Origin of the sequence: Enterococcus durans (assembly GCF_002277935.1) — a bacterium.
Taxonomy (GTDB): Bacteria; Bacillota; Bacilli; order Lactobacillales; family Enterococcaceae; genus Enterococcus_B; species Enterococcus_B durans.
On the sequence record NZ_CP022930.1, the window covers coordinates 2,389,912 to 2,404,675 of the forward strand.

At 40.8% G+C, this 14,764-nt stretch carries 14 protein-coding genes; all 14 read left to right on the plus strand.

What is annotated here, in order from left to right; genetic code table 11:
• The first annotated feature begins 7 nt into the window (after window positions 1-7).
• The 14 genes from CJZ72_RS11390 (at window position 8) to CJZ72_RS11455 (ending at window position 14,600) form a co-directional block, all read left to right on the plus strand.
• Entirely contained in the window at window positions 8-1,291 is a 1,284-nt protein-coding gene (locus tag CJZ72_RS11390) for a solute carrier family 23 protein (protein ID WP_016176697.1), read from the plus strand.
• A gap of 12 nt (window positions 1,292-1,303) precedes the next feature.
• A complete protein-coding gene (locus CJZ72_RS11395) occupies window positions 1,304-2,230 on the plus strand; it encodes an aspartate carbamoyltransferase catalytic subunit (RefSeq protein WP_095443848.1) in 927 nt (308 codons plus the stop codon).
• 18 nt (window positions 2,231-2,248) lie between these two features.
• A complete protein-coding gene (locus CJZ72_RS11400) occupies window positions 2,249-3,529 on the plus strand; it encodes a dihydroorotase (RefSeq protein WP_095443849.1) in 1,281 nt (426 codons plus the stop codon).
• Window positions 3,530-3,533: 4 nt separating this feature from the next.
• Window positions 3,534-4,610, plus strand: a complete 1,077-nt coding sequence (locus CJZ72_RS11405) for a carbamoyl phosphate synthase small subunit (RefSeq protein ID WP_016176695.1) — start codon at window positions 3,534-3,536, stop codon at window positions 4,608-4,610.
• A 2-nt stretch (window positions 4,611-4,612) separates the two neighbouring features.
• Window positions 4,613-7,798: a carbamoyl-phosphate synthase large subunit gene (carB, locus tag CJZ72_RS11410; RefSeq protein ID WP_095443850.1), complete on the plus strand. Its 3,186-nt coding sequence runs from the start codon at window positions 4,613-4,615 to the stop codon at window positions 7,796-7,798.
• A 122-nt stretch (window positions 7,799-7,920) separates the two neighbouring features.
• The gene (locus tag CJZ72_RS11415; RefSeq protein WP_232509740.1) at window positions 7,921-8,697 is read left to right on the plus strand and encodes a dihydroorotate dehydrogenase electron transfer subunit; all 777 of its coding nucleotides are present in this window, start codon (window positions 7,921-7,923) and stop codon (window positions 8,695-8,697) included.
• The gene (locus CJZ72_RS11420) at window positions 8,694-9,626 is read left to right on the plus strand and encodes a dihydroorotate dehydrogenase (protein WP_095443852.1); all 933 of its coding nucleotides are present in this window, start codon (window positions 8,694-8,696) and stop codon (window positions 9,624-9,626) included. The genes CJZ72_RS11415 and CJZ72_RS11420 overlap by 4 nt, the downstream gene beginning before the upstream one ends.
• Window positions 9,623-10,333 (plus strand): orotidine-5'-phosphate decarboxylase, encoded by a 711-nt coding sequence (gene pyrF / locus CJZ72_RS11425; protein WP_005879663.1) that lies wholly within the window; start codon window positions 9,623-9,625, stop codon window positions 10,331-10,333. The genes CJZ72_RS11420 and pyrF overlap by 4 nt, the downstream gene beginning before the upstream one ends.
• A gap of 1 nt (window position 10,334) precedes the next feature.
• On the plus strand, window positions 10,335-10,970 hold the full coding sequence (pyrE, locus tag CJZ72_RS11430) for an orotate phosphoribosyltransferase (protein WP_005879661.1): 636 nt from the start codon (window positions 10,335-10,337) through the stop codon (window positions 10,968-10,970).
• Window positions 10,971-11,439: 469 nt separating this feature from the next.
• Window positions 11,440-12,081 (plus strand): YfbR-like 5'-deoxynucleotidase, encoded by a 642-nt coding sequence (locus tag CJZ72_RS11435; RefSeq protein ID WP_081133533.1) that lies wholly within the window; start codon window positions 11,440-11,442, stop codon window positions 12,079-12,081.
• A 30-nt stretch (window positions 12,082-12,111) separates the two neighbouring features.
• Entirely contained in the window at window positions 12,112-12,816 is a 705-nt protein-coding gene (locus CJZ72_RS11440) for a carbonic anhydrase family protein (protein WP_081133649.1), read from the plus strand.
• The gene (locus CJZ72_RS11445) at window positions 12,813-13,721 is read left to right on the plus strand and encodes a LysR family transcriptional regulator (protein WP_081133534.1); all 909 of its coding nucleotides are present in this window, start codon (window positions 12,813-12,815) and stop codon (window positions 13,719-13,721) included. Before CJZ72_RS11440 ends, CJZ72_RS11445 begins: the two co-directional genes overlap by 4 nt.
• A 127-nt stretch (window positions 13,722-13,848) precedes the next feature.
• Window positions 13,849-14,049 (plus strand): hypothetical protein, encoded by a 201-nt coding sequence (locus tag CJZ72_RS11450; protein ID WP_081133535.1) that lies wholly within the window; start codon window positions 13,849-13,851, stop codon window positions 14,047-14,049.
• Between the two features lie 107 nt (window positions 14,050-14,156).
• Entirely contained in the window at window positions 14,157-14,600 is a 444-nt protein-coding gene (locus tag CJZ72_RS11455) for a GNAT family N-acetyltransferase (RefSeq protein ID WP_081133536.1), read from the plus strand.
• Window positions 14,601-14,764: the final 164 nt, after the last annotated feature.

Here is a 14,764-nt window from a genome sequence, read left to right on the forward strand (position 1 = left end):
GAACAGTATGTCAGAGAAAAAAGAATTCCATAACGATAACGTAGTATTAGATATCCACGACCGCCCAACTGTAGGCCACTGGGTAGGATTGAGTTTACAGCATCTTTTCACCATGTTTGGAGCAACCGTGCTTGTACCGATCTTAGTCGGTATCGACCCAGGGATCGCCTTGGTGAGTTCAGGATTAGGAACATTAGTTTACCTTGTGACAACAAAAGGAAAAATCCCAGCTTACTTGGGAAGTAGCTTTGCCTTCATCGCAGCGATGCAGCTTTTGATGAAAACCGATGGGTATCCGGCGATTGCTCAAGGGGCGGTCACTACAGGACTTGTTTATCTGATCGTCGCTTTTATCATTAAAAAAATCGGCTCGTCTTGGTTGGATAAAATTCTGCCGCCTATCGTCGTTGGGCCAGTTATCATGGTTATTGGGTTAGGGCTTGCGGCTAATGCGGCAACGAACGCAATGTACAATCAAGGAAAATACGATTTTAAATATATCGCGGTCGCATTGATCACATTGGCACTAACGATTTTCTTCAATATGTGGTTAAAAGGTTTTCTCGGACTTATCCCGATCTTACTAGGAATCATTTGCGGATATATCGTTGCTTTATTATTCGGTATCGTCGACACGAAACCAATCGTTGATGCTGCATGGTTTGCTTTACCGAACTTCGAAATACCATTTGTCCAATATGAACCGAAACTTTATCTAGGAGCAATCACAACGATGGCACCTATCGCATTTGTCACGATGACAGAGCATATCGGTCACTTGATGGTCTTGAACAAACTAACAAAACGGAACTTTTTCGAAGATCCAGGCTTACACAAAACATTAATGGGAGATGGTCTGGCACAGATCGTTGCTGCATTTGTCGGTGGACCTCCAGTAACAAGTTACGGTGAAAATATCGGTGTCTTGGCAATCACTCGTGTACACAGTGTCTTTGTAATCGGCGGTGCTGCAGTCTTCGCAGTTATCTTAGGGTTTGTTGGGAAACTAAGTGCTTTGATCCTAAGTATCCCTGGACCAGTTATCTCAGGAATCAGCTTCATTTTGTTCGGTGTCATCGCTGCAAGCGGGATGAAGATCTTGATTGAAAATAAAGTTGATTTTGACAAAAAGAAAAATCTATTGATTGCCTCAGTGATCTTGGTTGTCGGTATCGGAGGCTTAGTCTTCGAGGTTGGCACGTTCACTTTATCAGCAATGGCTTTAGCAACTGTACTTGGTATCATCTTAAATCTTATCTTACCAGAAACTTCACGTAGCGAAGAAAACTAAGGAGGAATCATCGTGATCATCAAATCAGAACGCATTAGTTTAAAACATCTATTGACAGTGGAAGCTTTAACGGACCAGGAAGTAATGGGACTGATCCGTCGTGGGCAAGAATTTAAACAAGGAGCAAACTGGACACCGCAAAAATCACAATATTTTGCAACGAACCTATTTTTTGAGAATAGTACAAGAACCCACAAGAGTTTTGATGTTGCAGAAAAGAAATTGGGTCTAGAGGTCATCGAGTTTGAAGCAAGCACGAGTTCTGTACAAAAAGGTGAAACCTTGTACGACACAGTGTTGACGATGTCAGCTTTAGGGGTCGATGTTGCGGTCATCCGACATGGAGATGAAAATTATTATGACGAACTGATCCAAAGCAAAACGATCCAATGCTCGATTATAAATGGCGGCGACGGAAGTGGTCAGCATCCGACACAATGCCTTCTTGATTTGATGACGATTTATGAAGAATTTGGCCATTTCGATGGATTGAAAGTAGCAATCGTAGGGGATATCACCCACTCTCGTGTAGCGAAATCGAATATGCAGATGCTTAAACGACTAGGTGCTCAAGTCTTTTTCTCAGGCCCTAGAGAATGGTACGATAAAGAATTTGAAGTTTACGGCCATTACGTTCCACTGGATGAATTATTAGATACAGTTGATGTAATGATGATGCTCCGCGTTCAGCATGAACGTCATGATGGAAAAGAAAGCTTTTCGAAGGAAGCTTACCATCAGGAATACGGATTGACGATTGAACGAGCAAAAAAATTACAAAAACATGCAATTATCATGCACCCAGCGCCAGTCAACCGGGATGTGGAATTGGCAGATTCACTAGTTGAAGGGTTACAATCACGAATCGTTCAGCAAATGAGTAACGGTGTGTTTGTCAGAATGGCGATTTTAGAAGCGGTATTAAACGGAAAAGCGTAAAGCTAGGAGGAAGAAAACATGAAAACACTCATTAAAAACGGTCAAATCAATACTAGAAACAACGAAACAACACCTGCAGAAATTTGGATCGAAGATGGAAAAATCAAAGCGATAGGAACTGGTTTTTCCGAGACTGAATTTGATGAAGTGTATGATGCAAAAGGGCAATTGATCACCCCTGGTTTAGTAGACGTCCATGTCCACTTGAGAGAGCCGGGATTTACATACAAGGAGACGATCGAAGCCGGTTCGAAAGCAGCTGCTAGAGGCGGTTTCACGACTGTATGTGCAATGCCTAATCTGAATCCAGTACCTGATACAGCAGAAAAATTGAAAAATGTCTATGATCTGATCAAACAAAATGCGGTGGTGAAAGTGTTACAATATGCACCCATCACCGAAAACCTTCGCAGTGAAGTATTAGTAGATCAAGAAGCACTGATCACTGAAGGAGCATTTGCTTTTACGAATGATGGCGTGGGTGTCCAGACAGCAGGAACGATGTATCTTGCAATGAAAGAAGCAGCCAAAAACAAGAAAGCATTAGTCGCACATACCGAAGATGAATCATTATTGTTTGGCGGTGTGATGCATGCAGGCAAGAAAGCAGAAGAATTGGGCTTGCCGGGTATTTTAAGTGTAACTGAATCTTCACAAATCGCACGCGATCTCTTATTGGCGGAAGCGACTGGCGTTCATTATCATGTCTGTCACGTCTCCACAAAAGAAAGTGTGCGGGTAATTCGTGATGCCAAAAAAGCAGGAATTCACGTAACTGCGGAAGTTTCACCGCACCATTTGATCCTGATCGATGAAGATATACCGGAAGATTTTGGCTTTTGGAAAATGAACCCGCCTTTACGCGGAAAAGAAGACCGTGAAGCGTTGATCGAAGGGCTACTCGATGGAACGATCGATTGCATTGCCACTGACCATGCGCCACATGGATTAGAAGAAAAAAGTAAGAGTTTCTTAGAATCACCATTCGGTATCGTGGGAAGCGAAACAGCTTTTCAATTGATTTACACGCATTTCGTTGAAACCAAACGCTTCACACTGGAACAAGTCATCAATTGGATGGCTGTGAAACCAGCTGAGATCTTCCAATTGCATGCTGGCACATTAACGATCGGGGCGCCTGCTGATCTAGCCGTTTTCGCTATCGAACACCTTAGCGAGATCGATAAAAAAGATTTCCTTTCCAAAGGGGAAAACACACCTTTTGTTGGGTGGAAGGTCAAGGGAGAAACGTTATTGACGTTTGTTGACGGAAAACTTGCTTGGCAAAAGGGGGAATAACCGCATGGAAAGATTACTGATTTTGGAAGACGGTACGGTATTTAAAGGAAAAGCATTTGGTGCAAAAAACAACGTCTTTGGCGAGATCGTTTTTACGACTAGCATGACAGGCTATCAAGAAACGATCACTGACCAAAGTTTCAATGGACAAATCATCACTTTTACTTATCCAATGGTGGGAAATTATGGCGTCAATCGCGATGATTACGAATCCATTTCTCCAACTTGCAAAGGTGTAGTAGTGAAAGAACATGCACGAGTTGCTTCAAACTGGCGCAGCCAAATGACGCTAGATGAATTTTTAAAACGTAAAGGTATCCCAGGAATTTCTGGGATCGATACGAGAGCGCTGACGAGAAAAATCCGTGAAGTGGGAACGATGAAAGCGAGTATCGTTGATGCAGGTGATTCATTTGAGCATGCGTTTGATCAATTGAAGGCAACTGTGCTTGCTACCAATCAAGTACAACAAGTATCAACGAATAAACCTTACCCAAGTCCTGGAACAGGACGAAATGTCGTGGTGATCGATTTTGGTTTGAAACACAGCATTTTAAGAGAACTAAGTAAACGTAACTGTAATTTGACTGTCCTTCCTTATAATACGGATGCAAAAACGATTTTATCCTTAGCGCCTGATGGAGTCATGCTGACGAATGGTCCTGGTGATCCTAAAGACGTACCAGAAGCAATTGAGATGATCCGAGGTATCCAAGGAAAAATCCCGATTTTTGGCATCTGTCTTGGGCATCAACTCTTTGCATTAGCAAATGGAGCAGACACGTATAAAATGAAGTTTGGCCATCGTGGATTGAACCATCCAGTGCGAGAAATCGCTACTGGGCGGATCGATTTTACCTCACAGAATCACGGATATGCAGTGGATGAGAAAACGGTGGACCCAAAACGATTGATGGTGACCCATGTTGAAGTGAATGACGGAACAGTAGAAGGAATCAGACACCGAAATTATCCAGCATTCAGTGTTCAGTTCCATCCAGATGCTGCACCTGGGCCACATGATGCTTTACATTTATTCGACGAATTCATGGAAATGATGGATGCAGGAAGGGAGCAATAAGAATGCCAAAACGGACAGATATCAAAAAAATCATGGTGATCGGTTCAGGACCAATCATCATCGGACAAGCTGCTGAGTTTGATTATGCGGGAACACAAGCTTGTCTAGCCTTGAAAGAAGAAGGATATGAAGTCGTCTTGGTCAACTCTAATCCAGCGACGATCATGACAGATAAAGAAATTGCTGATCAAGTGTATATCGAACCGATCACTTTAGAATTCGTGTCGAGAATCTTAAGAAAAGAACGCCCTGATGCATTGTTGCCGACATTAGGAGGCCAAACAGGCTTGAATATGGCAATGGAACTAGCTGAATCTGGTATTTTAGATGAGTTAGATATTGAACTTTTAGGTACAAAATTATCCGCAATCGATCAGGCGGAAGATCGAGATTTATTCAAACAGTTGATGGAAGAATTGAATCAACCAATCCCCGAATCTGAAATCGTGACAACAGTAGAAGAAGCTGTTGATTTTGCAAATAAAATCGGCTACCCAATCATCGTCCGACCTGCCTTCACATTAGGTGGAACGGGCGGTGGCATGTGCGAAAATGAAGAAGAGCTACGTGTAATCGCTGAAAACGGCCTGAGTTTATCCCCTGTGACACAATGTTTGATCGAACGGAGTATCGCTGGATTCAAAGAAATCGAGTATGAAGTAATGCGAGATTCAGCTGATAATGCAATCGTTGTTTGTAACATGGAGAACTTTGATCCTGTTGGTATCCATACAGGCGATTCGATCGTTTTTGCACCAAGCCAAACATTATCTGATCATGAATACCAAATGTTGCGTGATGCTTCGCTTTCAATTATCCGAGCGTTGAAAATCGAAGGCGGCTGTAATGTGCAGTTAGCTTTAGATCCAAACAGTTTCAACTACTATGTGATTGAAGTGAATCCTCGTGTTTCACGGTCTTCTGCATTAGCAAGTAAAGCAACCGGCTATCCGATTGCAAAATTGGCAGCTAAAATTGCTTTAGGGCTGACGCTTGATGAGATGAAAAATCCGGTAACAGGTACGACCTATGCTGAATTTGAACCTGCACTCGACTATGTTGTAGCAAAAATCCCACGTTGGCCTTTCGATAAGTTTGAAAATGGTGAACGAGTGTTAGGGACCCAGATGAAGGCAACTGGTGAAGTAATGGCAATCGGGAGAAACATCGAGGAATCCCTTTTGAAAGCTGTTCGTTCTCTAGAAATCGGGACTTATCATATTGAATTGCCAGAGTTAAAGGATGTCGAAGATGATCTATTGATCAAAAAAATGGTCAGAGCGCAAGATGATCGTCTCTTCTACGTAGCAGAAGCAATCCGTCGAGGTTTCCCGATCGAAGAAATTGCGGAATTAACAAAAATCGATTTATTCTTTTTAGATAAACTCCTTCACATCGTCGAATTAGAAAACCAACTAGCAGCACAACCGAATGATCATGAGCTACTAACGTTTGTGAAACAAAATGGATTTACGGATCAAAAGATCGCGGATTTGTGGAAAACTACCGCAAAAGAGATCAGACAAATGCGAACTGAGCAAAATATCCTGCCCGTTTATAAAATGGTGGATACTTGTGCCGCTGAATTTGAGTCACAAACGCCTTATTTCTATAGCACATATGAATATGAAAACGAGAGTATCCGCTCCGAGAAAGAATCAGTCCTAGTTTTAGGATCAGGACCAATCAGAATTGGCCAAGGAGTGGAGTTTGATTATGCGACTGTCCATTCTGTCAAAGCAATCCAACAAGCTGGATATGAAGCAATCATCATGAACAGTAATCCAGAGACCGTATCGACTGATTTTTCTATCTCTGACAAATTGTACTTTGAACCATTGACTTTTGAAGACGTCATGAACGTTATTGATCTTGAACAGCCAATGGGTGTGATCGTCCAATTCGGTGGTCAGACTGCGATCAACTTAGCAGAGCCGCTTGTTAAAGCTGGTGTGAAAATTTTAGGGACAACGATCGAAGATTTGGATCATGCAGAAAACCGTGATCTTTTCGAACAGGCATTGAAGCAATTGGATGTTCCACAACCGTTAGGAGATACAGCGACAAGTAAAGCAGAAGCTGTCGCAATTGCTTCAACTATCGGTTACCCAGTATTAGTCAGACCAAGCTATGTTTTAGGCGGACGTGCAATGGAAATCGTTGAAAATCAACACGATCTTGAAGACTACATGGAACATGCAGTCAAAGCTTCCCCAGAACATCCTGTACTGATCGATCGTTATTTGCTTGGTAGTGAATGTGAAGTAGATGCCATTTGTGATGGAGAAACAGTACTGATCCCAGGAATCATGGAACATATCGAACGTGCAGGCGTCCATTCAGGTGACTCGATGGCTGTTTATCCGCCACAAGCACTATCCGCTGAAATCCAGAAGACGATCGAAGACTATACGATCCGCCTAGCGCGAGGGTTGAACTGCATTGGCATGATGAATATCCAATTTGTCATCCATGATAATAAAGTCTATGTGATCGAAGTGAATCCTCGTGCAAGTCGTACTGTACCATTTTTAAGTAAAGTTACAGGTATTCCGATGGCACAGATCGCAACAAAAGCAATCTTAGGGCAGAAACTAAAAGACTTAGGCTTTGAAACTGGCTTGTATCCTGAAACTGAGAATGTCCACGTAAAAGCACCAGTCTTTTCATTCACTAAACTTCATAAAGTAGATACGTATTTAGGGCCTGAAATGAAATCGACTGGGGAAGTCATGGGATCAGATCAAAATCTCGATAAGGCATTGTACAAAGCATTTGAGGCATCGGGACTTCGGTTACCAGATTATGGCTCCGTGTTGTTCACGATTGCGGATGAAACCAAAGAAGAAGCATTAGAATTAGCCAAACGCTTTTCAGAAATCGGCTACAGCTTGTTAGCAACGAAAAATACAGCTACCTTTTTCGAATCACATGGGTTGATCGTTACGAAGGTTGCCAAAATTTCTGAGCATGTCCATGAAAAAAATGTTGTCGATTTGATCCGTGAAGGAAAAGCGCAAGTCGTAGTCAATACCATTGACAAAGACAGAGGAAATGCTTCGAAAGATGGCTTTATCATTCGCCGAGAGGCTGTTGAACATGGAACTCCGTTATTTACTTCATTAGATACTGCAGATGCAATCATTCGAGTAATGGAATCACGAGCATTTTCAACAAAAGCGATCTAAAAAGAAACGAGATAATGAAAATGTGAAAAGTCATGTACAAAGGTATCAATTGAGAAGAGTCTCTTCTTAGTTGATACTTAGGCAGGACACACACTGGAACGTCTCAAATGAGGAGAGTAGATATGAAACAAGAATTAATGAAGGTTATCAATCAAAGACAACTGGCACCACGCATTTATGAACTCACGTTAAAAGGAGAATTAGTCAATGAAATGAATTCTCCAGGGCAGTTTCTGCATGTTCGAGTGCCTCTTGCTGATTTGCTACTAAGGCGACCAATCAGTATCAACCAGATTGATCATGAACATAAAACTTGTCGGATTATCTATCGAATCGAAGGAGAAGGGACAAAGATCTTCTCAGAATTGAACATGGGCGATACACTCGATGTGTTAGGTCCTTTAGGCAATGGGTTTGACTTGTCAGGATTAGAACCAGAAGATGAAGTCTTCATCGTTGGCGGTGGGATTGGTGTGCCTCCTCTCTATGAGTTATCAAAGCAATTAAAAGAAAAAGGGATCATTCCAATTCATTTTCTAGGATTCGCCTCAAAAGACGTATTATATTATGAAGAAGAATTCAATGAATTAGGAGAGACTCGCATTGCAACAGATGACGGCACCTACGGAATCCACGGCAATGTCGGAAATTTATTGTTGAGTACAAATAAAAAGCCTAAAGCAGTGTTTGCTTGTGGCGCAAATGGACTATTGAAGACCGTCGAACAACTTTATTCAGACCATCCCAATGTCCAGCTTTCATTAGAATCTAGGATGGCTTGCGGCGTCGGTGCTTGCTACGCATGTGTGTGCCATAAGCCAGATGATGAGACAGGAACGAAAAGTGTGAAGGTCTGTGATGAAGGACCTATCTTCAAAGTTGGGGAGGTCATTTTATGAGTGGAAATCCTTTAGCAGTAAAACTTCCAGGGTTAGATTTGAAAAATCCGATCATGCCAGCCAGTGGATGCTTTGGTTTCGGAAAAGAATATGGAAAATATTATGATCTGAATCAACTAGGATCGATCATGGTCAAAGCAACGACACCTAAGGCAAGATTTGGCAATCCTACGCCGAGAGTAGCAGAAACACCTTCTGGTATGCTGAACGCGATCGGCTTACAAAATCCTGGACTAGATGTTGTGATGAAAGAATTATTACCTGAATTAGCTCACTACCAGGAATTGCCGATCATTGCGAATGTCGCAGGGGCATGTGAAGAAGATTATGTAGAAGTTTGTGCAAAAATCGGTGACGCACCGAATGTGAAAGCTATTGAATTGAATATTTCCTGCCCAAATGTCAAACATGGAGGTATCGCTTTTGGTACTGACCCAGAAGTTGCTTTTCAATTGACACAAGCGGTCAAAAAAGTAGCAAAAGTTCCAGTGTACGTGAAACTTTCGCCTAATGTGACAGACATCGTGCCCATCGCTCAAGCAATCGAAAGTGGCGGAGCCGATGGTTTCACCATGATCAATACACTACTTGGCATGCGGATCGATCTTAAAACCAGAAAACCAATTTTAGCAAATCAAACAGGGGGACTGTCAGGTCCAGCAATCAAACCTGTGGCCATTCGCTTGATCAATCAGGTGGCGTCCGTTTCAAAACTACCGATTATTGGAATGGGTGGTGTCCAAACTGTTGACGATGTGTTAGAGATGTTCATGGCAGGTGCAAGTGCTGTTGCTGTTGGAACGGCTAACTTTACCGATCCCTACATCTGTCCTAAACTGATTGAAGGGTTGCCAGTTCGAATGGCAGAACTTGGTATCGAATCATTAGAGCAATTAATCAAGGAAGTAAGAGAGGAACGAAATCAATGAATCAACGACCAATTATCGCGTTAGACTTTTCAACTTGGCAAGAAGTAGAAGAGTTTCTACAATTATTCCCAGAAGATGAGAAATTATTTGTAAAAATCGGCATGGAATTATTCTACCAAGAAGGACCAATCATTGTTCGTTGGTTAAAAGACGCCGGACACGATGTCTTTTTAGACTTGAAACTCCATGATATTCCGAATACTGTTGAAAAAGCCATGACAGGCCTAGCTAAATTAGGTGTAGACGTGACTTGTGTCCATGCAGCTGGTGGCATCCGAATGATGGAGGCTGCTCTAAGAGGATTAGAAGCAGGTACGCCAGAAGACAAAAAACGCCCGCTGTTGTTGGCAATCACGCAATTAACTTCAACAAGTGAAGAAGAAATGCACCATGACCAATTGATCGATGTTCCTCTTGAGGAAAGTGTCATTCATTATGCCCGATGTGCCAAACAAGCTGGTCTTGACGGAGTAGTTTCATCCGCATGGGAAGTGAAATCCATCAAAGAACAAACTGACCCATCATTTATCTGTCTAACCCCTGGGATACGTCCAGAAGGAACAGTTGCAGGAGATCAAACAAGAATTGTGACACCGGCTAAAGCACATGAAATCGGTTCTACGTTCATTGTCGTTGGTCGTCCGATCACATTGGCGCAAGATCCATATCAAGCGTATCAATCAATTAAAGAAGAATGGAGCCATTAATATGAAGTCAATTGAAACCACGATCGCAAAAGATCTATTAGAAATCGAAGCTGTTTTTTTGAGCCCTAGTGAACCTTTTACTTGGGCAAGTGGCATCAAAAGTCCAATTTACTGTGACAATCGGATCACGATGAGCTATCCAAAAGTTAGAAAAGAAATTGCACAAGGGTTAGCAGACAAAATCAAAGAAGCATATCCAGATGTTGAAGTCATTGCAGGAACAGCTACTGCAGGCATCCCACATGCAGCATGGGTAGCTGAAATTTTAGATTTGCCGATGGTTTATATCAGAAGTAAAGCGAAAGATCATGGTAAAGGAAACCAAATCGAAGGACGTATTTTTGAAGGGCAAAAAATGGTCGTAATCGAAGATCTGATTTCCACTGGCGGAAGTGTACTAGAAGCAGCAGAAGCTGCTAAACGTGAAGGGGCGAATGTTTTAGGTGTGGCTGCTATCTTCACGTATGAATTACCAAAAGGAAAAGCAAACTTTGCTAATGCGGAAATGCCATTATTGACCCTTACGAATTATTCCGTGCTGATTGAAGCAGCACTTGAAGAAAAATACATTGATGAAACAGAATTAAACCTATTGAAGGAATGGAAACAAGATCCTGAAAACTGGAAGAAAAACTGATTGCTTAATATCTGTAAAAAATATTTTAGCCTCAGAAATAAAATGGTATACTAGTGTTGAATAAACAACAAATAAAGAAGTATTCAAGACGAAAGTTTTGCTATGGACGAGTAGCTCGGTGATAAATCACGTAGAAAAAATTTTTTCTACGAGGTTTTAGAGCTATGTTGTTTTGAATGCTTCCAAAACTATTGTCATGGCTGGCGCGAATGGCGGTTTGTTTTAGAGCTATGTTGTTTTGAATGTTTCCAAGTCAGCAACTGTTTTTGGGTAGTGTTATTTGAAAATACGATATACGAGTGGTAGAGACTAGAATGCTTTCTTCTGGTTTCTATTTTTTTATATAAATTGGGGATGATTTTGTTAAAATTATAAAAAAATCAATGAAAATAAAACGTGTTATTTGCAAATTTTAGTTATTTAATGGTAGGATTATCGGAAAAAGTATTCCATTAAGGGAGGTCTATTTATGGGATTGAATGAATTTATTTTGGGATTGAACAACTTAGAAAAAATCACTCGGGCTCCTGGTTTCTTTAAATTCACCGAGCATACGGTAGCGGCACACTCGTATCGAGTGGCTTCGATTGCTCAAGTTTTAGGGGATATCGAAGAAGTAAATGGTCAAAAGATCGACTGGAAACTGCTCTATGAAAAGGCACTGAACCATGATTATACCGAGCGCTTCATTGGTGACATCAAAACTCCAGTAAAATATGCAAGTAAAGAGTTGCGGGGGATGTTGCAAACGGTAGAAGAGAAAATGACGGACGAGTTTATTAATCAGGAAATTCCAGAAGAATTTCAGGAAACGTATCGTAAACGTCTTTTTGAAGGAAAAGATGACACGGTTGAGGGAGAGTTACTAGCAATCTCTGATAAAGTCGATTTATTGTATGAATCTTTTGAAGAAATCATCAAAAACAATCCGGAAAAAGTCTATAAAGAAATGTTTATCGAAGCGGTCACGACAATCAAGTCATTTGATCATCGTCCATCTGTTCAGTATTTCTTCAATGAGATCTTCCCAGAATTACTGAACCAAGAATTCTATGGAAAAGAAGATTTTTTAGCAACAGTTTCGACTATTGTCAAGAAGACCAACAAATAAAACGAAAAAGAAAGCTCTGGAGGTATGGATTTGAAGAAAAATATGGATGTTGAATGGGGCTACTCGGGAGATAGAGGACCTGAACACTGGGCTGAGTTATGTGATTGGTTTGCCAAAGGAGCAGCTTTTTCTTTGCAGTCACCTATTCAATTAACTACATGTGAGGAAACAGGCGAGTCAAGTGAAACATTATCTTTCCACTATGAAAGGCAACGATTCACGGACAAAGAATTTAAAAATACGATTCATTTAGTTCCTTACGATCAACTTAGTTACGTTGAATTTAAAGGTCAAAAATTTTATTTGACTGATATCCACTTCCATATGCCTTCTGAGCATTTGATCAATGGAAAACAGGAAGATATTGAGTTCCACTTTGTGCATATGAATGCCAAAAAAGAAAATTTGGTCGTAGGAGTCATGTATCATTTAGCAACTGGAGAAGGTTGGTTATATGATCGCGAGAATGGTGATTCTTGGGACGTGGAGAAACACGAACATTGGACGAACCCAATCGTTTTATTCCCAGAGCAAAAGAGCCATTATCACTATGTCGGGTCGTTAACCACACCGCCGACTAGCGGTCCTATACAGTGGTTTGTAATGGACCAGATCCAAAAATTGAATAAGGACTTTTTGATTCCTTTTAAAGGGCAATATGCACAACCAAATAATCGACCGATCCAACCGCTGAAAAACCGAGAAATCAACTATTACACGGAGGCAAATCAGTGAATTTTCAACAATTGAAATATGTGGTTGCTGTGGCAAACAATGGAAGTTTTAGAGAAGCGGCTAAAAAACTATATGTTGCACAACCTAGCTTGTCGGCAGGCATCAAGGAACTTGAAACAGAGCTTGGGATCACTCTTTTTACCCGAACCAATCGAGGCGCCTTTTTAACCGAAGAAGGCCAAGAGTTTTTAAAACGAGCAGAACGAATCTTAGTGCAACTGGAATCGTTAGAAGGATATTATCTTGCGAATGAAAAGCGAGACAGTTTTTCTATTGCCTCACAACACTATGATTTTTTAGGCCCTTTGACAGCAAAACTGATTACTTCATTCAAACAAGAAATCAAACAATTTCGGATCATTGAAACGACTACTGCAAAAGTGATAGAAGAAGTCAAAGAGCAACATAGTGAAATTGGTATCCTTTATATGAATGAACACAATCGTTCAGGGATCAAAAGATACTTGGAACAAGGAGAATTGGTGACACAGGCTTTAGGGACTTTCAAGACACATATCTTTTTACGTCAAGAACATCCACTAAGCCAAAAAAAGGAGATAGCCAAAGAGGAGCTATTTCCATATCCCCAAGTGAGATTTACTCAAGATGGTAGTAATTTTCCTTATTTTTATGAGGATTTGATCGAGATTCCTGACCAAGAAACGGTGATCTATACGAGTGATCGTGGTACATTGATGAATATCGTTCTGGAAACAGATGCTTATGCTTCTGGTTCTGGAATCGTGATCGGCGAGATGAAAGAATACCTTCGATTGATCCCACTAGCAGATAGTCAAGAAAATGAGTTGGTGATCATTTACTCCGTGAAACGACCATTAAGTAAAATCGCTCAACGGTTCATCCACCATCTCACACAGCTAATCAAACAGGAAGAACCTCATTAGAAACAATTGGAATGATCGCTTGTAAAAGCTATTGTTCCAATTGTTTTTTTGTCTGTTTTTTTCGCATTGTAAATGATAGGATTGAAAGTAGTAGGAAACGAAAAAAGTAGTAGAAAGGCGTGAGGTGATGAAACAAAAACTGTCTAGACGAAGTGTTATCGCAAGTGTGATTTTTGTAGGTACATTGATTGGCGGGTTTGTCATAGCACAACAATTACCTGAATACGAAAATGTCATCCTGACTATTTGTCTATTAGTCATGTTTTTTAGAATGAAAATAACTGATTTTATACTAAAAACGAACAAAAAATCAAGAATATCCGCATGACTACAATATCTATTCGCCTCCGCCAGACGTGAAAATCGCTTATTTAGGCGGTATAACAGTAAATGGTGTGATATAAACTACATCGTTTTTGCAGAAAGGGTAGGATTATGAAAGAAATCGAAATCAAAGACAGAACTCCTTTGCTTGTCGAGCAATTGGTTGATGTATGGGAAAAATCGGTAAGAGAAACGCATCTTTTCTTATCAGGTGAGGAAATAGAAGAGATAAAAAAATTTGTGCCGACTGCCTTGATGGCCGTGCCACACTTGCTTGTTGAAACTGATAAAAATGCAATGCCTGTCGCTTTTATGGGAATTGATGACGGAAAACTGGAAATGCTGTTCATTGCTCCAGAAGAGCGTGGCAGAGGATTAGGTAGAAAGCTGTTGGGATATGGAATGACGAAATATGGCATAAAAGAACTCGTTGTCAATGAACAAAATCCACAGGCAAAAGGATTTTATGAACATATAGGATTTAAAGTTCGTGAAAGGTCAGAGATGGATGAACAGGGAAATCCGTATCCTATCTTGTTTATGGAAATAAGGTAAGTGATACAATTAACTACTACATGTTTTAAAGACAGTTTCCTATAAAAAATAGGCTGTCTTTTTTTTGTTAAAGAACTAGCTGAGTTAGCTAACTAACTGCACTTCTTAACGTAACAAAACTATGCTATATAATTGCTGTTTAATCGACAAACAGTTAAGGCTAT

What these genes read in the sequence shown, in the direction of transcription:
- CJZ72_RS11420 (WP_095443852.1), top strand. Translation starts at nt 8,694, where the DNA reads ATGAGTGGAAATCCTTTAGCAGTAAAACTTCCAGGGTTAGATTTGAAA.
- CJZ72_RS11450 (WP_081133535.1), top strand. Translation starts at nt 13,849, where the DNA reads ATGAAACAAAAACTGTCTAGACGAAGTGTTATCGCAAGTGTGATTTTT.
- carB (WP_095443850.1), top strand. Translation starts at nt 4,613, where the DNA reads ATGCCAAAACGGACAGATATCAAAAAAATCATGGTGATCGGTTCAGGA.
- pyrF (WP_005879663.1), top strand. Translation starts at nt 9,623, where the DNA reads ATGAATCAACGACCAATTATCGCGTTAGACTTTTCAACTTGGCAAGAA.
- CJZ72_RS11415 (WP_232509740.1), top strand. Translation starts at nt 7,921, where the DNA reads ATGAAACAAGAATTAATGAAGGTTATCAATCAAAGACAACTGGCACCA.
- pyrE (WP_005879661.1), top strand. Translation starts at nt 10,335, where the DNA reads ATGAAGTCAATTGAAACCACGATCGCAAAAGATCTATTAGAAATCGAA.
- CJZ72_RS11405 (WP_016176695.1), top strand. Translation starts at nt 3,534, where the DNA reads ATGGAAAGATTACTGATTTTGGAAGACGGTACGGTATTTAAAGGAAAA.
- CJZ72_RS11390 (WP_016176697.1), top strand. Translation starts at nt 8, where the DNA reads ATGTCAGAGAAAAAAGAATTCCATAACGATAACGTAGTATTAGATATC.
- CJZ72_RS11400 (WP_095443849.1), top strand. Translation starts at nt 2,249, where the DNA reads ATGAAAACACTCATTAAAAACGGTCAAATCAATACTAGAAACAACGAA.
- CJZ72_RS11455 (WP_081133536.1), top strand. Translation starts at nt 14,157, where the DNA reads ATGAAAGAAATCGAAATCAAAGACAGAACTCCTTTGCTTGTCGAGCAA.
- CJZ72_RS11435 (WP_081133533.1), top strand. Translation starts at nt 11,440, where the DNA reads ATGGGATTGAATGAATTTATTTTGGGATTGAACAACTTAGAAAAAATC.